We start from the raw sequence: 18,583 nt of genomic DNA, 5'->3' as shown, positions 1-18,583 counted from the left end.
TCGTGATCGTTGCCTCAAAAAAAGGGCGCGCCTTTCATGTGGCGCGCCCCCTTTGTCTTAGTTTGCGGTGGCGTCTTCCGCTGCATCCGCCGCGTCGCTTGCGGCATCGCTGGCCGCGTCAGCGGCGTCATTTGCCGCGTCGGCGGCTGCATCTGCTGCATCACCTGCCGCGTCCGCCGCCGCATCGCCTGCATCGCTGGCGGCATCGGCTGCGTCGCTCGCTGCGTCCGAAGCGGCGTCACCGGCATCGCTTGCGGTCTCTTCGGCGGCATCCGCTGCGTCACCCGCATCGGCGCTGCCATCCGACGCATTCGCGTCATCCGTGGCCGGCGCTTCGGCGTCGTCACCGGATTCGGCGGCACCTTCCGCCGCTTCCGCTGCGGTGTCGCTGCCGGTTTCATCGCCGCCTTGCTCGGCGTTTTCCGCTGCGGCCGCATCGCCGCCCACAGCCGCTTGCGCTGCTTCGATGTCAGCCGCGAACCCATCGAGAACCGCCTGCGCGTCCGGGCCGCCTTCCGCAAGATAGACCTCACGCACCTGCTGCGCGGCGTCGCGGAACGGCTGGCGCTCTTCATCGCTCAGGACCGTCACCGTCATATCCGGCTTGGCTTCGAGGATCTTGGCTTCCGACTCTTCGGTCAGGCCCTGCTGATACTCGATGATGTGGTCATAAGCCGCATCCGCCGCGTCACGCACCAACTGCTTGTCCTCATCCGACAGACCGCTGAAGAAGTTCTGGTTCGCCAGAACGGCGGTCGTGAAGGTGTTGTGGCCCGCATAGGTGATGTGATCCGTCACCTCATACATCTTGGTCGACTCGACGAAGAACATCGGGTTTTCCTGACCCTGGATCATGTTGAGTTGCAGCGAGGAGAACACCTCACCCCAGGGCAGCGGCGTCGGCGTCGCGCCAAATGCATTGTAGGTTTCGACCAGCATCGGCGAGGTCATCACGCGGAATTTCACCCCGTCGAGATCCGCCGGGCCCGAGACGGCTTCTTTGGTCGTCATGACCACTTCGCCCTCGGGATACATGTCGATGAACTCAAGCTGCTGCTCGGCATATTTGCCGGCGAGCATCTCGTTGATCGTCGGGCTTTCCTTGTAAAGCTCGGCCAGCACCGCCTGATCTTCCGGCAGAAGATAGGGCAGCAGGAACGCCTGAAGCTCTGGGATCAGCGCGCCCATGAAGCCGGGGCTCGCGGTGACGAACTGGATCGCCCCCATCTGCGCCAGCTCGGTCGTGTCGGCGGACTCGCCAAGCGTGCCGAAGGGGAAGATCTCAACAGTGTGGTCGGAATTTTCTTCAACGTAATTTTTGAATTCAGTCGCGTAGACGCCTTGAACCTCGTCAATCGCCTCCTCCAGCGCGTATTTCCACTGATCGGCCAGAACGGGACCGGCGACCATTGCGCTCGCGAGGGCGGCAAGACTGGTTGTCTTAAAAAGCGTTTTCATGCGTGAACCTCCATTGTCTTTGTCTGCCAGATCGGCAAACTTTCACGAAGCGTAACAAGGCAGATCGCAAAACCCAAGGAGATATATGTCTCTGGCTTGCGGGCTGTTTCGGTGAAAATGCGAGGTGATAAAAATTTACGCAATTTCAGGGGGCTATGCCCGTTAATTAACCTCTGTTTATGCGTGAATGCGCCTGTAAATCGCCGAGAAAAACATATCGTGAAGAGGAGACGTTATGACAAATGCCGCATCCGACGCCCTTTCCCGCTGCACCTCCCTGCTGGCGGATCTGGTCGCTTTTCCCACGGTTTCGGGCGGCTCGACCGGCCCGATTTTGGACTATGTGACGGAGTATCTCGCGGGCCATGGCATCACGCCGAGTTTCTCATGGGACGAGACCGGCGAGCGGGCCAATCTTCTCGCGCGGATCGGGCCGGAGGCACCGGGCGGGGTGGTGCTGAACGGGCATACGGATGTGGTGCCGGTCGCGGGGCAGAACTGGTCGCGCGATCCCTTTACGCTTCATGAAGAGGACGGGCGGCTTTACGGGCGCGGCGCGCTCGACATGAAGGGGTTTCTGGCCTGCGCGCTCGCCATGGTCCCGGATTTCGCGGCGGCGGAGTTGAAAAAACCGATCTGGATCGCGCTCTCTTATGATGAGGAAACCGGGAGCAAGGGCGCACCGGTTCTGGCGCAGCATCTCATCGACGAGAATGTTGCGCCCGAGGCGATCATCGTGGGCGAGCCGACGGAGATGAAAATCCTCGGCGGGCAAAAGGGCGGGTTTGAGGCGCAAAGCACTTTCCTTGGCGCGGCCTGCCATTCCTCGGACCCGCGCAATGGCGTGAACGCCATAGCCTATGCGGCGCGGTTTATCACTTTCCTCACCGATTTGGCTACCGAGATCGCGGCAAATCCGCAGGATGGCCCGTTCAACCCGCCTTACAACACCATCAATATCGGCGTGATCCATGGCGGCGCGGCGGGCAATGTGGTGGCCGCCGATTGCGTGGTCGAGTGGGAGCTGCGCAAGACGCCGCCCAATGATGGGCGCGACCATCTGGCGCGGATCATGGACGAGCTGGCGCGCATCGACACGGAGATGAAAGCGGCGGGGGAGGGCTGCGGCGTCACCACCGAAATGCTCGGCGAATATGAGGGCATGGCCTATGATCCGGCGAACCCGGCGATCTCGCTGGCGCAGGCGCTGAGCGGGGAGAATGCCGTCTCCACCGCGCCCTTCGGCACCGATGCCACCGCCTTTTCCGCCCGCGATCTGCCCGCCGTGATCTTCGGGCCGGGCAGCATCGCGCAGGCGCACAAGCCGGATGAATATATCGAAATCAAAGCCCTGGAGCGCTGTCTTGACGTGCTGGGCAAACTGGCGGAGCGGCAGTCCCATGGCTGAGGCGCAAAAAGACGCCCCGCTCAAGGGGATCAAGGTGCTGGAACTGGCCCGCATCCTCGCCGGGCCATGGGCGGGGCAGCTTCTGGCCGATCTCGGGGCGGATGTGATTAAAGTCGAGGCCCCCGAGGGCGATGACACTCGCCGTTGGGGCCCGCCCTTTATCGACGGCACCGCGGCCTATTTCCACGCCGCCAACCGAGGCAAACGCTCGATGATCGCGGATTTTCGCAGCGAGGAGGATCTCGCCCGCGTCCGCGAACTGGCCGCCGAAGCCGATGTGGTGATCGAGAATTTCAAACTGGGCGGGCTGAAGAAATTCGGGCTCGACTATGAGAGCCTCGCGGCCCTGAACCCGCGGCTGATCTATTGCTCCATCACGGGCTTCGGCCAGACGGGGCCTTATGCGGCCCGCGCGGGCTATGATTTTCTCGTGCAGGGCATGGGCGGGATCATGTCGCTCACGGGCGATCCGACCGGCGAGCCGCAGAAAATCGGCGTCGCTTTTGCGGATATTTTCACCGGGCTTTATGCGGTGATCGGCATCGAGGCGGCGCTGATGCAGCGCGCCCGCACGGGGCAGGGGCAGCAGATCGACATGGCGCTGCTCGATTGCATGACCGGGGTGCTGGCCAATCAAGCGATGAACTATTTCGCCAGCGGCATCGCGCCCACGCGGCTCGGCAATGCGCATCCGAATATCGTGCCTTATCAGGTCTTTGCGGTGGCGGACGGGCATATCATCCTCGCCGTCGGCAATGACCGGCAATTCGCGCGCTGCTCCGCAAGGCTCGGGCTGACGCTCCATGAAGAGGAGCGCTTTGCCACCAATGCCGCGCGGGTCGAGAACCGCGACGCGCTGACCCCGCTGCTCGCGCGCGCCTTCGCGGAATGGACCAAGAGCGACATTCTCAAAGCGATGGAAGAGGAGGGCGTGCCTGCGGGCCCGATCAACACCGTCGATGAGGTGTTCGCCGACCCGCAGGTGCAGGCGCGCGGCATGGAGATCGAGGCGGATGGCGTGCGCGGCGTGCGCAGCCCGTTGGTCTTTTCCGCTGCCGATCTCGATCTCAGGGACGGCGCGCCGACCCTGGGCAGTCATAAGGGCGGGTGGCGGTGAGCGATCACATTATGCCGCCCGCACCGGAAAACACTGGTCAAGCGCGCGCCGCCGGGCCAAGCTTCCGCCAAAAGGGGGATTTCATGAAACATCTCATCACATTGGCGGCGCTGGCCGCACCTTTTGCAGCGGCCGCCGCTTGCCCGGAGCCCGCCGTGATGGCGAAGGCCGCCGAGGGCTGGACCAAGGGCGAGCGCCTGCCTGCGCTGGAGTTGGAGAGCATGGAGGACGCGACCTGCGCCGCCGCCTCTTTCGAGGAGGTGCTGATCGCGGCCTATGGCGATCCGGTCGGCGTGAAGGTTGGCTTTACCTCCGCGCCCGCACAGGAGGCGTTCGGCGTCGATGCGCCGGTCGCAGGCCCGCTCTATCAGCCGATGATTTTGGAAGATGGCGCGGAGGTCTCGCTCGCCGGGACCCGCAGCCCGCTCTATGAGGCCGATCTCGTCGTGACCGTCGAGGATGCCGAGGCGCTGATGGCCGCGACCAGCAGGATCGAAGCGGCGATGGCGCTGGATGAGATCCGCCCCTTTATCGAACTGCCCGACATGGCGCTCGAAGAGGGCGTCCAGCCGACGGGCCTGCTCATGGCCGCCTATGGCGTGATGCCGTGGCGCGGTGTGATGGGCGAGGGCGTCCGGGTGAAAGACCTCGAAGATCCGCTTGGCGCGCTCGCCGCGATGACGGTGGATCTGAAGCTCGACGGCGAGAGCGTCAGCACCGGCACAGGCGAGATGCTGCTCGGCCATCCCCTTGATGTGGTGTTGTTTTTGATCGAAAGCGGCGGGTTTGAACTCTCCAACGGCTCGGTGATTTCGCTCGGCTCCCTGAGCCCGCTGACCCCCGCCGAGCCCGGCGTCGTCTCGGCGGAATATATGCTGGCCGATCAGCCGATGAGCGTCTCCGTCACGCTGACCGACTAAACGCCGCAGCGGGTCAGCAGCCTCTCCACCATGGGGCGATAGCCGCCGCCGAAAAGCCGCAGATGCACCAGCGCGGGCCAGAGCGTGTATATTGGCCTGCGCGCCTCTGCGCCGGGCCGGGTTTCATAGGCGAAATCCGCACCGGGACGCGCGAACAGATGGAGCATCGCCAGATCCACCTCCGCATCGCCGTAGGAGCAGGCCGGGTCGATCAGCGCGCTGACTTTGCCCTTTGCGAAAAGGATATTCCCGCCCCAGCAATCGCCATGCAGCAAGGATGCGGGCGGCGTGGCGGGCAGGCGGTTCAGCAGGTCTTTCGCGAGCGTTTCGAGACGCTTGGCGAGGCCCGCGTCAATGTGGGGGAGATGGCAGAGGAGCCGCCGTTCGGCCCAGAACTCCGGCCATGTTTCGGAAGGCGAATTGTCGATCTCAACCGTGCCGAAGGCGTAATTCTGCGGCCAGCCATAATACGGCCCGGTGGTGGAATGCAGCCGTGTCAGCACCGCGCCAAGATCACTCCAAGAAGCCTGTCCATCATCTTGAATATATTCAAGGATCAGCACATCCGCTGCCGCCAGAACCTGCGGTACTGGCGCGCCCGCATCGCCCATGGCGCGGAGCATGTCGGCTTCGGCCCGCGGGTCCGGCCCGGTCTTGGCGACAACCTCGCGGTAATCGTCCAACGTAAAGCGCGCGATTTGCGACAAATCCCCGCCGGAGAGCGGACCGCCGCCCGTCACGGCGGCGCCCAAAAGCGCCTCGGTCCGGGCGCGCAAATTCACGCGAGCTTGTCCAGAAGCGCCTCCGCGCCCGCGCGCACATCCGCATAAGTCACGGAAAATCCATCCGCTTCGCCAAACCACGGATCGGCCACCGGCTCTCCGGCGCGGCCCTCCACATGATCGAGCAGAAGCGACAGTTCCGCCCGCGCGTCCTGCGGCGCGATTGTCTTCAGATCCGCGAGATTCTGGCGATCCAGCGCGATGATATGATCGAAGCGATCAAAGTCCGCCCGCGTCGCCTGCCGCCCGCGCAGGCCCGAAATATCGACGCCGTGCCGCGCCATCTCCGCAATCGCGCGCGGGTCCGGCGGATCGCCGACATGCCAGTTCCCGGTGCCCGCGCTGTCGATCTCGACCGCCACGCCGCGCGCCTCCGCCAACGCCCGCATCGTGCCCTCCGCCATCGGGGAGCGGCAGATATTTCCAAGACAGACAAAGAGGATAGCGGGCGTCTCAGCCATGGCGGGCTCCTTCAGATGGCGAACCGGATCGCCTCAGTTGTGACGCAGCGCGGACGGCGTTTCAAGCGGATGAGGCGCGGAACCGTTCCACATCTTCGTGGATAACCTCGGGCCAGCCCTCTTTAATCGGCGCGCGCAAACAGCGCATGGCGGCATTTTCTACGCCCTCCTCGTGCCGAACCAGTGTGATGAAAAACGTCGCCTTGGGGTCCCTTACCATACGCAAATGCTCGCGCCAGATGTCGCTTGGGACAGTCGGGTGCTTGTATGGATCCACCAGCTTTATGATATCGCTGTAATATTCAGGCGTGTAAAAATAATGCGCGCCATCCTCGCGGTCTCGCATCTCCATATAGGGATATTGGCGCAGCGTCAGCAGATGCGGCTGAGGGATCGTGGTGTGGATAAAGCAGTAATCCGTCATGGGTTGGCTCGCGATGAAAGTTTTCTTATTAAACTCTTCAAAAATGCACTCAAATCAATGCGCGCTGATGCCGCAGGTTTGTATGCGTGCTCTGTTTCGGCGCTAGGTGTCCTCACGCGACGATCGTGAGATGAAATAAAAAATAATAATCAACAAGATGCTGCGATTAAGTCCACTTCCCTTCAATTTTCACCCAAAATGGCGCCGCGATGCGCTACGAAGGGATGTGGAGGGTGATTTTATGAAAAAATATATTCTTTTAGCATGTTTGGTGGCGGGTCAGGCTCATGGCGGGATTCTGACGTTTCGCTTTTACATCACATCCGGTGTTGTCACGAATGACCAACTCCCGCCCGAGATCCCCGGGAGCTTAGAGCAGCCGGACTATGTCGGCTCAGGGTGGTCGTCCTTCAGATTCGTTTTCGACGTGAGCGATATGGTTGGGCCGAACTTCGAATATTCGGGTTATTTTAGTCACGTGGATTGCTTCGACGATTTGCCAAACGAGTATGGTGGTCTCTACGACTCCATCATCTACAATCCGCAAAACGCCGAAATCCTGTCGCGGCCCAGCGTGAATGAAGCCTGCGGCACTTATGACTTGTCTATCCGGAATGGAGAGGTCGATGTTTCGGCACTTTTCGGCCCACCAGACTACGCGAATTCAAGCGAATTTTCCGCGTCGAATACCAGCATCGGTATCTGGAGGAATTTTACAGTGCGTGAGGACTATAAGGGTTTGTGGTCTGCGCACTATGAGACCGATGACATAGAGGACCAAAGCTTCCGTGTCCCCAGTGCCGTGCCGCTCCCTCTCTCCGGAGTTGGCCTCCTGTCTGCGCTCGGCGGTCTGCTCCTGCTTGGTCGGAAAAGACGAGGATAGGGCTGTCTCGACAGCGAATTTAAGGCCACCGCAGGGTTTCTATGCTGTCGCGCTTATCGATAGATCGGGCTGAGAGACGAGGTTCCGGAGTGGACCTTGCGCGCGTTATGCATTGAGTATCAGGTCGCTTGAATGCGCATCATCGCAGCATGTCTCCCGCTGCGATGATGATACGTTCGCGGCACTGACGCAGATGAGCGTCACGCCTTCCCTTCAAACCCAAAAGTCTCCGTCACATAGTCGATATCCTTGTCGCCGCGGCCGGACAGGTTGATGAGGATCGTCTTGTCCGGGTTCGCCTTGGCCTCGCGCATGGCGAAGGCGACGGCGTGGGCGGATTCGAGGGCCGGGATGATGCCTTCGAGCCGCGAGAGTTTGTAGAAGGCGTCGAGCGCTTCCTTGTCGTCGGCGGCGGTGTAGTTGGCGCGGCCCGTGCGGTAGAGATGGGCGTGTTCGGGGCCGACGCCGGGATAATCGAGGCCGGAGGCGACGGTGTGGACGGGGGCGGGCTCGCCCTTGTCGTCTTTCAGGACCATGGTGCGGAAACCGTGAATGTCGCCGTCCTCGCCGTAAGTGATGGTCGCCGCGTGATCGCCGAGTTTCGACGAGGTGCCGAGGGGTTCCACGCCGTGAAGCGACACGCTGTCATCGTCGATGAAGCCTGAGAAAATGCCCATGGCGTTGGAGCCGCCGCCGACGCAGGCCGCGACCATGTCGGGGAGTTTTCCGGTCATTTCAAGGAATTGCTCGCGGGCCTCGATGCCGACGACATGCTGGAAATCGCGGACCATCATGGGGAAGGGGTGCGGCCCGACGACCGAGCCGATGGCGAAAAGCGCGGTGTCCGCCTGATCCAGATAGGATTGGAACGCGCTGTCCACCGCCTCTTTGAGCGAGCGGCCGCCAAAGCCAACCGGGACGACGGTGGCGCCGAGCAGTTTCATGCGGGTGACATTGGGCGCTTCTTTTTCGATGTCGATCTCGCCCATATGGATCTCGCAGTCCATGCCGAAATAGGCGGCGGCGGTGGCGAGCGCCACGCCGTGCTGGCCCGCGCCGGTCTCCGCCATCAGCTTGGTTTTGCCCATATGCTTGGCCAAAAGCGCTTCGGCCATGCAGTGATTGAGCTTATGCGCGCCGGTGTGGTTTAGGTCTTCGCGCTTGGCGTAAATCTGCGCGCCGCCCGCCGCTGCGGAGAGGTTTTTCAGATGCGAGACCGGGGTGGGGCGACCCTGAAAATGTTTGCGGATATAGCGCAGTTCTTCGATGAACGCGTCGGAATTTTTAATCCGTTCATAGGCTTCGCGGATGTCCTTGAAGTGTGGCTCCAGCGGCGGCGGAAGCTGCGCGCCGCCATAGTCCCCGAAAAACCCGTCCTTATTGGGGTGAGATGTGAGATAGGACATGCGCGCCTCCCTTGCGTGTTTTCCGTGTCAGCGCAGAGAAAAGCGCGGGGGACGCGGGGAGGCAAGGAAATTCAGCCGCCATGCTCCGGCAGGCGGCCGCGTTTGCCGGTGAGGCCGTGGCGGACGGCTTTGGTCAGGACCTTCAGGAACGCGCCCTTGTCCGCCCCGTAATGGGGGAATTTGAGATACCATTTCGGCAGGATCGCGAGCAGGGCCGGGTAGAACCAAGGGCCTGCGGCCTTGCGATAGACGAAGAGCAAGTTGCGGTAATGATAGTAGTTTTTCCACAAGGGGCGCATGGCGATGCTGCCTTCGCTCTGGGTGGAATAGGCGTGCTCAAAGCGGACTTGCGGCACGAAGCCGATGCGGCCGCCGCGTTCGGTGAGAGTCAGCGTGTAGAGCACATCGTCGCCATAGATGAAGAGTTCGCGGTCGGGATAGCCGGCGATCTCGATGGCTTTTCGGGAGAGGAACAGGCCGACGAAACTGCCCTCGTCGAGCGGGCTCGGCGGCTCGTCATAGCGGGCGTCCGGGATGTGGAAACCGGCGCGGCCTTTGGTGAGCGCTTCGCGAAAGATGTCTTTGTGCCAGAAGGGGTTGAGGGCCGGGCGGTTCATCTCGCAGATGCGTCCATCGGGGTGGTAAACGGCGGCGACGACGGCGTCCCAACGGGTGAGATCAGCGCTGCGGAAGGCGTCGAAGGCGCCGGGCTGGGGCCGCGCGTCATCATCCATGACGACGCACCAATCGGGATCGAAACGGGCCACGGCTTCGCGCAGCCCGATTTCAAACCCGCCCGCGCCGCCGAGATTTTCCTCGTTATAAATGACGGTTACGCGCGGGTCTTCAAGTGATTTCAGCCAGTCCCTCGTGCCATCGGTCGAGTTGTTGTCCACGATCACCACATGATCGACGGACTCCGCGAGCAGGCGCGCGACAGTCGTGTCGAGCTGTGCCTTGCGGTTGAAGGTGACGACAATGGCAGCGAGGGTCAGATCACTCATAAGGGCTGGACGGCGAAGGCGGGCATGTCGGTGCCCTCGCGGGCGGTGCGCAGGAACATGTCGGCGGTGTTGAGCGCTTCGCGGATGGTCACGTCCATGTCGAGATAGCGGTACGTGCCGAGCCGCCCGACAAAGGTGACGCCGCGTTCCTCCTTTGCCTTGGCCACATAGTCCTTGAGCAGCTCTTTTTCCGCGACCATGCGGATCGGATAATAGGGGATATCGTCGGGCTCGCAGGCGCGGGAGAACTCGCGGTAAAGGACCGAGCCCTCGTGATTTTCCCATGGGCTGAAATGCTTATGCTCGGTGATGCGGGTGTAGGGGACCTCTTCCTCGCCGTAATTCATCACCGCGCAGCCCTGATAATCGCCCTCATAGGTGAAGCGCTCGAAATCGAGGGTGCGGTAGCCGAGACGGCCCAGATCGAAGTCGAAATAGCCGTCGAGCGGGCCGGAATAGAACACATGGTCGAATTCTTCGGCCTGATCGCGAGTGAAAGTGGTGCCGAGACGCAGCGTAATGTTCTCATGGTCGAGGATTCGCTCCACCATCAGCGTGTAGCCATTCTCCGGCATCCCCTGAAAGCGGTGGAAAAAATAATTGTCATTGTAGTTGAAGCGCACCGGCAGGCGCTTGAGGATGCTGGCGGGCAGTTCCGACGGGTGACACCCCCACTGCTTTTGTGTGTAACCCTTGAAGAACGCTTTATAGAGGTTCGGTCCGACGAAGCGCAGCGCCTGTTCCTCGAAGGTCTGCGGGTCCTCGATGCTGGTGTCCGCCTGCTCCTCGATAAAGGCTTTCGCTTCATCCGGCCGCATCGTCTTGCCGAAGAACTGGTTTATGGTGTGCAGGTTGATCGGCAGCGAATAAACCGCGCCGCCTGTGGTCGCTTTCACCCTGTTTTCATAGGGTTTAAAGGTCTCGAACCGGTTCACATAACCCCAGACCTCGGCGTCATCGGTGTGGAAAATATGCGGGCCGTAGACATGCACCATGACACCCGTTTCAGCGTCGCGTTCAGTGTGGCAATTCCCGGCAATATGGTTGCGGCTGTCCCAAATGGTGACCTTGTAGCCTTCCTCGGCCAGCCGCCGTCCGATCACGGCCCCCGAGAGACCTGCGCCGACCATCAGCATATGTTTCCCTGTCATGATGTCTCCTGCCCTTTTCCCCGTCTGACTACCTGCGACGGGGTCAAAAGAAAAGCCCTCGCGGCCTCAGGTTTTGTTTGCTTTTCGGGGCGCGGGTTGCGCATCATCACTCATATGTTAGACACCGCCCCAACATGAAATAAAAAACAATGAGGAAATCATGTCTTATGAAGATGAAGCAGAGCATGATATCGGCGAAGACAACGTCGATGGCTCTCTAGGCCCGTTTCAGTTCGATGTACATAACCCGGTCTTCCCCATTTCGGCGATCGGTGTTGTTCTGTTCGTGCTCTATGCCATTCTATTCGCGGATCAGGCGACGGCGCAATTTGAAGCGATGAAAAGTTTTGTCATCAACAGCTTCGATTGGTTCTTCCTGATGGCCGGGAATATCTTCGTCCTGTTCGGCATTTTGCTGATTTTCACCCCGATGGGCTCGGTCCGTCTGGGCGGCAGAGATGCCAAACCGGACTTCTCCTATCCCGGTTGGTTCGCGATGCTTTTTGCCGCTGGCATGGGCATCGGTCTTATGTTTTTTGGTGTTTCCGAACCGATTTCGCACTTCTCCTCCTCGGTGGCAGAAGGCGCAGGAAGCCCTGAAAGCTGGGCGCCCCTTGGCGGCGCTGCGGGCAACCCGGAGCTTGCCAAAGAGCTTGGCATGGCGGCGACCATCTACCACTGGGGTCTGCACCCCTGGGCGATGTATGCCATCGTGGCCCTCGCGCTGGCGCTCTTCTCCTATAATCTCGGCCTGCCGCTGACGCTGCGCTCGGCCTTCTTCCCGCTCCTTGGCAACCGTGTCTGGGGCTGGCCCGGCCATGTCATCGACATCGTAGCGGTGATGGCGACGCTGTTCGGCCTCGCGACCTCGCTCGGATTTGGCGCGGAACAGGCGATTGCGGGGATGAACTTCCTCTTCGGCATCCCGGTCAATGATTGGTCGAAAACCATCCTGATCACGGTGGTCACGCTCATCGCGCTGGCATCGGTGGTTGCTGGTCTCGATGCGGGCGTTCAGCGCGCGAGCTTCATCAACATGGTGTTGGCCTTCTGCCTGCTCGTGTTCGTGTTCCTCGTCGGCCCGACCGGCCAGCTGGTGAAGGATTTCTTCAACTCGCTCGGCGCGTATGCGAAAGATTTCGCACCGCTCTCGAACCCGATTGGCCGGACCGATGACAACTTCCGTCAGGGCTGGACCGCGTTCTACTGGGCGTGGTGGATCTCCTGGTCGCCGTTTGTGGGCATGTTTATCGCCCGCGTCTCCCGCGGCCGGACCGTGCGCGAGTTCCTGATCTGCGTCATGCTGATCCCGAGCCTCGTCTGCGTCATCTGGATGACTGTCTTCGGCGGCACCGCGATCAACCAGATCGTCAATGACGGCTACACCGCTGTTGCGGATGCCTCGACCGAGCTGCGTCTCTTCGAGATGTTGGCCGCGCTGCCGCTGGCGCAGCTGACCTCGGGCATCGGGATCATCCTTGTGCTGGTGTTCTTCATCACCTCGTCGGATTCCGGCTCGCTGGTGATCGACACCATCACCGCAGGCGGCAAGACCGACGCGCCGCTCCCGCAGCAGGTGTTCTGGTGCATCTTCGAGGGTGTGATCGCGATTGTGCTTCTGATGGGCGGCGGCCTTGCGTCGCTGCAGGCGATGGCCGTGACCACAGGTCTGCCCTTCGCGATGGTCCTTCTGGCGATGTGTGTGTGCATCTGGATGGGCCTCAAGGAAGAGCGCAACAAGCTTAAGGCTTACGCGTAAGCGCCTGACAGCACGAAAGAATGAGAGGACCCCGCTTCGGCGGGGTTTTCTTTTGCGCAGGCGGCTGTCAGGGTGGCGGATATGAGCACATCACCCGTTCTTCTCTGGCTGCGCCGCGATCTGCGGCTGGCCGATCATCCGGCCCTGACCGCTGCGGCGGAGGCGGGCCCCGTTATCCCCGTTTTCATTGCCCATGAGACGACGATCCCGGTTGGCGCGGCCTCGCGGTTTCGGCTTGGACTGGCGCTTGAGGCTTACGGCGAGGCGCTGGAGGCGGCGGGCAGTCGGCTGATCCTCAAAACCGGCGATCCGGCGGAGGTGTTGCCGGCGCTGGCCAAAGAGGTGGGCGCAGCGGCGATCCATTGCAGCCGGTCCTATGATCCGGCGACCAAAGAGGTGGACAAGGCGCTGAAAGAGGCGTGCGAGAAAGACGGGCTGGAGATCACCGGCCATGAGGGCTTTCTGCTCTTTGAGCCATGGACCGTCGAGACCGGGCAGGGCGAGCCTTACAAGGTCTATTCGCCCTACCGCAAAAAAGTCCAGACCCGCGATCCGGGCGCGGCGATCGGCGCGCCGGATCTGACCGCGCCGGAGAGCTGGCCCGAGAGCGAGAGCCTGAAAGACTGGGCGCTTCATGCGGATATGAAACGCGGCGCGGCGGTGGTGCGGCCCCATGTCGAGGCGGGCGAGGCAGCGGCGCAGGAGAGGTTGGAGTCGTTTTTGGAGGAGGATCTGTCCGACTATCCCACGGATCGCGACCGGCTCGACCGGCAAGGCACGTCGCATCTTTCGGCCTATCTGACATGGGGCGAGATTTCCCCCCGGCAGGTCTGGCAAGCGGCGCAGCGCGCGGCGGAAGAGGGCAATTCCGGCGCGGGCAAATTCATCGCCGAGATCATCTGGCGGGAGTTCGCGTGGCATCTGCTCTGGCATTTCCCCAAACTCTCCGAGGACAATTGGCGCAGCGCGTGGGACGGCTTTCCCTGGAAGGGTGAAAGCGAGGTCGCAACCGGCTGGCAGCGCGGCGAAACCGGCGTCGATGTGGTGGACGCGGCGATGCGCGAGCTTTACGTCACCGGCTATATGCACAACCGCGCGCGAATGCTGGTCGGCTCTTACCTCACCAAAAATCTGCAAACGGATTGGCGGATCGGGCGGGCGTGGTTCGAGAACTGTCTTTGCGATCACGACCCGGCCAATAACGCCATGGGCTGGCAATGGATCGCGGGCTCCGGCCCTGATGCCGCGCCTTATTTCCGTATTTTCAACCCGGTGACGCAGGCCGAGGAATACGACCCGGACGCCAAATATCGCGATTATTGGCTCAAGGGCGAGGGCGCGGCGCAGTTTGAGAAGGCGATCCCTAAAAGCTGGACGATCACCCGCCCGGACGGCCCTCCTGAACCTGTGAAGGAGAGCCGCAAGCGGGCGCTTGACCTCTATCACGCCTTCAAAGATGAGTAGCGCCAGATAAGGGGGCGTTTATGGCCGATTGGGATGATCTGCTGCCGGACGATCCGGCGCTGGCCCGCGAGATGCGGCGCGAGTTTGAAGAGCTGGGGCCGGAGGAGGACGCGGCCAAATTGCGGCGCGGGATCGAGATCCGGGCGATTGCGCGGCTCCATGCGGGTGGCGGTGAGGTGGGCAAGGTTCAGTCCGAAGTTTCAACGCCTTATCGCCATTACTTCAAGGTCGAGGATCACAAGCTGCGCCACCAGCGTTATGACGGAAGCTGGACCGGCGAGCTGGACCGCGCGGTCTTTGTCGCGGGCGATGCCGTGACCGTACTGCCCTATGATCCGGTGCGCGACGAGGTGCTGATGGTCGAGCAGTTCCGCCTCGGGCCTTACGCGCGCGGCGACAGGAATTGCTGGACCATCGAGGCCATTGCGGGCCGGATCGACAAGATGGAAGCGCCCGCCGAGACCGCCCGCCGCGAGGCGGTGGAGGAGGCGGGTCTGAAGCTCGATGATCTCATCAAGATCGGCGAATATTACGCCTCGCCAGGCGGGTTCACTGAATATCTGACGAGCTATCTCGCGCTGACGGATCTGTCGGATGCGGGCGGTGTGCATGGGCTGGACCATGAGGAGGAGGACATCCGCTCCATCCTCAAACCCGCAGAAGAGGCCATCGCCATGATCGGCACGGCCGAGATCCGCAACGCGCCGCTGATCGTCTCGCTCCTGTTCCTCGCCCGCGAGCGAAGCCGCTTGCGCGCGGAAGCCGGATGAACGCGGCCAGAATGACGTGCCCTGTTGAACTTGTGCGGGCGGCAACTTAATCTCCCGCCGAATATAAGGAGACGCAGATGACGATTTGCCCCGATGTGACCGCCGCCATTGGCAACACGCCTTTGATCCGCCTCAAGCGCGCCTCCGAAGAGACCGGTTGCGAGATTCTGGGCAAGGCCGAGTTCATGAACCCCGGTCAGTCGGTCAAGGATCGCGCGGCGCTCTCGATCATCCAGCACGCGGTGGAGTCGGGCGAGCTCAAGCCCGGCGGCACGATTGTCGAAGGCACGGCGGGCAATACGGGTATCGGCCTCGCCATGGTCGGTGCGGCGCTTGGCTACCGCGTCATCATCGTGATGCCGGAGACGCAAAGTCAGGAGAAGAAGGATGCGGTGCGTCTTGCGGGCGGCGAACTCGTCGAAGTGCCAGCGGTGCCTTATAAGAATCCGAATAATTATGTGAAATATTCCGGTCGCTTGGCGGAGACACTTAAAGCGACCGAGGAGAAAGGTGTTCTCTGGGCGAACCAATTTGACAACACCGCCAACCGGCAGGCGCATATCGACACGACCGGCCCGGAAATCTGGGAGCAGACGGGCGGCAAGGTCGATGGGTTCATCTGCGCGGCAGGCTCGGGCGGCACCCTCGCAGGGGTCGCGACGGCCCTGCGGGCGAAGAACCCGGATGTGAAAATCGGCCTCGCGGACCCGGATGGCGCGGCGCTCTTCGAATTTTACGAGAATGGTGAGTTGAAAACCTCCGAAGGCGGCTCGATCACCGAAGGGATCGGGCAGGGGCGCATCACCGCCAATCTCGAAGGGCTGGCGGTGGATTACCCGTTCAACATCCATGACGACGCGGCGCTGAAGATCATTTTCGATCTCGTGCCGGAAGAGGGCCTGTGTCTCGGCGGCTCCAGCGGCATCAACATTGCGGGCGCGATTGCGATGGCGAAGGCCATGGGGCCGGGACACACGATTGTCACGATCCTTTGCGACTATGGGCATCGCTATCAGTCCAAGCTGTTCAACCCTGATTTCCTTGAGGAAAAGGGCTTCGATGTGCCAGCGTGGCTGACACATAAACCCGACATTCCCACGGTGTTCGAGGACGCTTAAGACGATGCTTCGCGGTTTCAAAGGGGTGGCGCTGGCGGGCCTTTTGCTGCTGGTCAGCGGTCTGGCGGCGCTTGCGCAGGATGATCTGGCCGCGGATGTGGCCCGCTGGGACGATCTGGCGAGCCGCGTCGAGCAGGAACTGGACAATTCCGACGAGCTGTCGGGCGAGCGGCTCAATGCGCTGCGCAGCCAACTCGTCTCGCAGCGTGAGCAGGCGGCGGCGGCGACCGGCACGAATTCCGCGCAGATCAAGACCCTTGAGGCGCAAATCGCTTCGCTTGGCGATCCGCCCGCAGAGGGCGACACCGAACCGGAAGAAACCGCCAACCGCCGTTCCAGCCTGAACACGCAGCTTTCCGAACTTCGCGCGCCCGTCATTGCCGCCGAAGAAGCGCGCGTCCGGGCGGACGGGTTGATTGCCGCCATCGACGCAATGATCCGCGACCGCGACACCGAAGCGCTGCTCACCCGGCACGAGTCGCCGGTTCTGCCCTCCGTCTGGGCCTCAGGGTCGATGGAAGTGCTGAATTACGGCCGCAAGATCGTGGACGAAACCGCCATCAACCTTGGCAGCGCCGAGCAGAGACAAGCCATTTTTCGCAACCTCCCGGTGGCCATCCTCTACACGGTGGCCGGGCTGTGGCTGCTGTTCTGGCTCGGGCCGCGCCTGCCGCAAATCGGACGGACGCGGATGCAGGATGCGTCGATCCGGCGGCGGGTGGTGGTCAGCAAACTCATTGTCATCTGGGAATTGCTGGTCCCCCTCGGCGCGACTCTGCTCCTGCTTGAGGGCTTCATGCGTCTCGGGCTCGTTGGCACAGCGGGGGATGGCCTGCTGACGGCAGCCATTCCGTTCTTCTTTGCCATGGTCATCGCGCGCTGGATCGCGCTTGGCCTCTTCGCCCCGCATTTTGCTGAGGCGCGTTTCGTCGGCTCCGATGATGAGACCGCGCTGCGCGGATATCGCTGGATGGTGGTGATGGGTGTGACGCTGGGCGCGGCCATGTTCGTCCAGACGCTCAATGACAGCCAGCAATTGACCGACTCGACGCGCTCCATGCTGGTCACGCCGCTGATCTTGATCGAAGCCTTTGCGCTCTGGCGGCTGTTCCACACCTTGCGCCCGCTGAGAAATGCCGAAATGGCGCGCATCCGCGCCGCCAATGCCGAGATCGAGGAGGATGACGAGGCCTCCCGGCAGGTCCCCGTCGGCCCGATCCTGAGCTGGTTCTTCGAACTCTGGGGGCTGGCCGTTGCCATTCTCGCCCCGATTGCGGCGCTGCTCGGCTATGAGATGCTTGCCGGGCGGCTCATGTTCGGCACGGTCACGACCTTCCTGCTGATCGGCATGTTGATCGTGATGTACAGCATCATCACGGACATCATCGAGGCCGCGATCCGGCGCGGCAAATCGGGGGAGGGGCTTTCCTTCGTGCCGATTATCACCGCGATCTCGCTCGGGATCGTCGGGTTTCCGGTCATGCTCCTGCTCTGGGGCGTGCGGCCTGAAGAGATCGGAGAAGGCTGGATCAAGCTCAAAGAGGGCGTGACCTTCGGCGGCGTGACGATTTCGCCCACCGATCTCGTAACCTTCGTGATCGTGTTCCTCATCGGCTACGCGCTGACGCGGCTGGCGCAGGCGCTGATGCGCAGCACGGTCTTGCCGCGCACGAGCCTCGATACCGGGGCGAAGAATGCCAGTGTTGCGGGCCTTGGCTATGTCGGGATCCTGCTCGCCGGGATTGCGGCGGTGTCGGCCACGGGGATCAACCTCTCCAGCCTCGCCATCGTCGCCGGTGCGCTCTCGCTCGGGATCGGGTTCGGGCTGCAAACCATCGTGTCGAACTTCGTGTCCGGGATTATCCTCCTCATGGAACGCCCCGTGAAAGAGGGCGACTGGATCGAGGTCGGCGCCTATTCGGGCTATGTGCGCAAGGTCGCGGTGCGCGCGACGCGGATCGAGACCTTTGACCGCTCCACCGTGATCGTCCCGAACGAAAACCTGATCTCCCAGCCGGTGCTGAACTGGACGCATCAGAGCATGATGGGGCGGGTGATCGTGCCTGTTACCGTCGCCTTCGGGACGGACCCGCGCCAGGTGGAGGAGATCCTGCTGGAGATCGCCGAGGAGCATCCGATGATCCTCAAACGCCCGCCGCCCGCGATTCTCTTCATGGGGTTCAATGGCGACGGGATGCGCTTCGAGATCCGGGCCTATTTGCGGGATGTGAACTACATGCTCTCGGCCACCTCGGACATGAATTTCGACATTGTGGAGCGCTTCCGTGAGGCCGATATCGAGATCCCGCGCGCCCAGCAGGAGGTCCGCTTCCGCGCCGTTTCGGGCAGCGCTCTGCCCCCTGCCGCGACGCCCGATCCCGAGGAAACGCCCGCCAGCCCGCCGCAGCCCAGCGATGGCGAAGAGGGGCCGTAACCGCGGCGTGCTGTCGCAATTTTG

16 protein-coding genes are annotated in these 18,583 nt (G+C 62.1%); 9 read left to right on the top strand and 7 right to left on the bottom strand.

The annotated features are described in order from the left end of the window. Positions 1–57 precede the first annotated feature (57 nt). Positions 58–1,458 carry a TRAP transporter substrate-binding protein DctP gene (gene dctP, locus ACMA5I_RS05485; RefSeq protein WP_525885238.1) on the bottom strand — a complete coding sequence of 467 codons (1,401 nt, stop codon included), beginning with the start codon at positions 1,456–1,458 and terminating at the stop codon, positions 58–60. Positions 1,459–1,693: 235 nt separating this feature from the next. Here dctP and argE point away from each other — a divergent pair, with 235 nt between their 5' ends. The 3 genes from argE (at position 1,694) to ACMA5I_RS05470 (ending at position 4,903) form a co-directional block, all read left to right on the top strand. Beyond that, positions 1,694–2,866, top strand: a complete 1,173-nt coding sequence (gene argE, locus ACMA5I_RS05480) for an acetylornithine deacetylase (protein ID WP_525885237.1) — start codon at positions 1,694–1,696, stop codon at positions 2,864–2,866. Next, on the top strand, positions 2,859–3,983 hold the full coding sequence (locus ACMA5I_RS05475) for a CaiB/BaiF CoA transferase family protein (protein ID WP_525885236.1): 1,125 nt from the start codon (positions 2,859–2,861) through the stop codon (positions 3,981–3,983). Before argE ends, ACMA5I_RS05475 begins: the two co-directional genes overlap by 8 nt. 83 nt (positions 3,984–4,066) lie before the next feature. After that, positions 4,067–4,903, top strand: coding sequence for a hydratase (locus tag ACMA5I_RS05470; RefSeq protein ID WP_525885235.1), 837 nt, complete (start codon positions 4,067–4,069; stop codon positions 4,901–4,903). On the opposite strand, the gene ACMA5I_RS05465 is transcribed toward ACMA5I_RS05470, so the two are convergent. The 3 genes from ACMA5I_RS05465 to ACMA5I_RS05455 all read right to left on the bottom strand — a co-directional run bounded on the left by ACMA5I_RS05465 (position 4,900) and on the right by ACMA5I_RS05455 (position 6,570). After that, positions 4,900–5,685 carry a fructosamine kinase family protein gene (locus ACMA5I_RS05465; RefSeq protein WP_525885234.1) on the bottom strand — a complete coding sequence of 262 codons (786 nt, stop codon included), beginning with the start codon at positions 5,683–5,685 and terminating at the stop codon, positions 4,900–4,902. The genes ACMA5I_RS05470 and ACMA5I_RS05465 overlap by 4 nt on opposite strands. Next, the gene (locus ACMA5I_RS05460; RefSeq protein WP_525885233.1) at positions 5,682–6,146 is read right to left on the bottom strand and encodes a low molecular weight protein-tyrosine-phosphatase; all 465 of its coding nucleotides are present in this window, start codon (positions 6,144–6,146) and stop codon (positions 5,682–5,684) included. Before ACMA5I_RS05460 ends, ACMA5I_RS05465 begins: the two co-directional genes overlap by 4 nt. 61 nt (positions 6,147–6,207) lie before the next feature. After that, positions 6,208–6,570, bottom strand: a complete 363-nt coding sequence (locus tag ACMA5I_RS05455; protein WP_525885232.1) for a hypothetical protein — start codon at positions 6,568–6,570, stop codon at positions 6,208–6,210. Between the two features lie 241 nt (positions 6,571–6,811). Between ACMA5I_RS05455 and ACMA5I_RS05450 the strand changes: the two genes are divergently transcribed. Next, on the top strand, positions 6,812–7,453 hold the full coding sequence (locus tag ACMA5I_RS05450; protein ID WP_525885231.1) for a hypothetical protein: 642 nt from the start codon (positions 6,812–6,814) through the stop codon (positions 7,451–7,453). A 200-nt stretch (positions 7,454–7,653) separates the two neighbouring features. Here the strand turns inward: ACMA5I_RS05450 and trpB are convergent, their stop codons facing one another. The 3 genes from trpB to glf form a co-directional block, all read right to left on the bottom strand. After that, positions 7,654–8,859: a tryptophan synthase subunit beta gene (trpB, locus tag ACMA5I_RS05445; RefSeq protein ID WP_525885230.1), complete on the bottom strand. Its 1,206-nt coding sequence runs from the start codon at positions 8,857–8,859 to the stop codon at positions 7,654–7,656. 71 nt (positions 8,860–8,930) lie between these two features. After that, complete coding sequence (locus ACMA5I_RS05440; RefSeq protein WP_525885229.1) at positions 8,931–9,863, bottom strand: glycosyltransferase; 933 nt, start codon at positions 9,861–9,863, stop codon at positions 8,931–8,933. Continuing rightward, entirely contained in the window at positions 9,860–11,014 is a 1,155-nt protein-coding gene (glf, locus tag ACMA5I_RS05435) for a UDP-galactopyranose mutase (protein ID WP_525885228.1), read from the bottom strand. Before glf ends, ACMA5I_RS05440 begins: the two co-directional genes overlap by 4 nt. Before the next feature lie 160 nt (positions 11,015–11,174). On the opposite strand from glf, the gene ACMA5I_RS05430 reads away from it, so the two are divergent. From ACMA5I_RS05430 to ACMA5I_RS05410, 5 genes are all read left to right on the top strand, one after another. Next, on the top strand, positions 11,175–12,773 hold the full coding sequence (locus ACMA5I_RS05430; protein WP_525885227.1) for a BCCT family transporter: 1,599 nt from the start codon (positions 11,175–11,177) through the stop codon (positions 12,771–12,773). 81 nt (positions 12,774–12,854) lie between these two features. Continuing rightward, positions 12,855–14,237, top strand: a complete 1,383-nt coding sequence (locus tag ACMA5I_RS05425) for a cryptochrome/photolyase family protein (protein WP_525885226.1) — start codon at positions 12,855–12,857, stop codon at positions 14,235–14,237. Between the two features lie 20 nt (positions 14,238–14,257). Continuing rightward, a complete protein-coding gene (locus ACMA5I_RS05420; protein WP_525885225.1) occupies positions 14,258–15,007 on the top strand; it encodes an NUDIX domain-containing protein in 750 nt (249 codons plus the stop codon). Positions 15,008–15,084: 77 nt separating this feature from the next. Further along, positions 15,085–16,125: a cysteine synthase A gene (locus ACMA5I_RS05415; RefSeq protein ID WP_525885224.1), complete on the top strand. Its 1,041-nt coding sequence runs from the start codon at positions 15,085–15,087 to the stop codon at positions 16,123–16,125. A 4-nt stretch (positions 16,126–16,129) separates the two neighbouring features. After that, positions 16,130–18,559: a DUF3772 domain-containing protein gene (locus ACMA5I_RS05410; RefSeq protein WP_525885223.1), complete on the top strand. Its 2,430-nt coding sequence runs from the start codon at positions 16,130–16,132 to the stop codon at positions 18,557–18,559. Positions 18,560–18,583: the final 24 nt, after the last annotated feature.

The sequence above is a fragment of the Jujubicoccus corallicola genome, from assembly GCF_047345645.1.
Taxonomy (GTDB): Bacteria; Pseudomonadota; Alphaproteobacteria; order Rhodobacterales; family Rhodobacteraceae; genus JBLEFH01.
The sequence above is the reverse complement of the archived record's forward strand: the minus strand, read 5'-3'. Positions and strand labels throughout refer to the sequence as shown.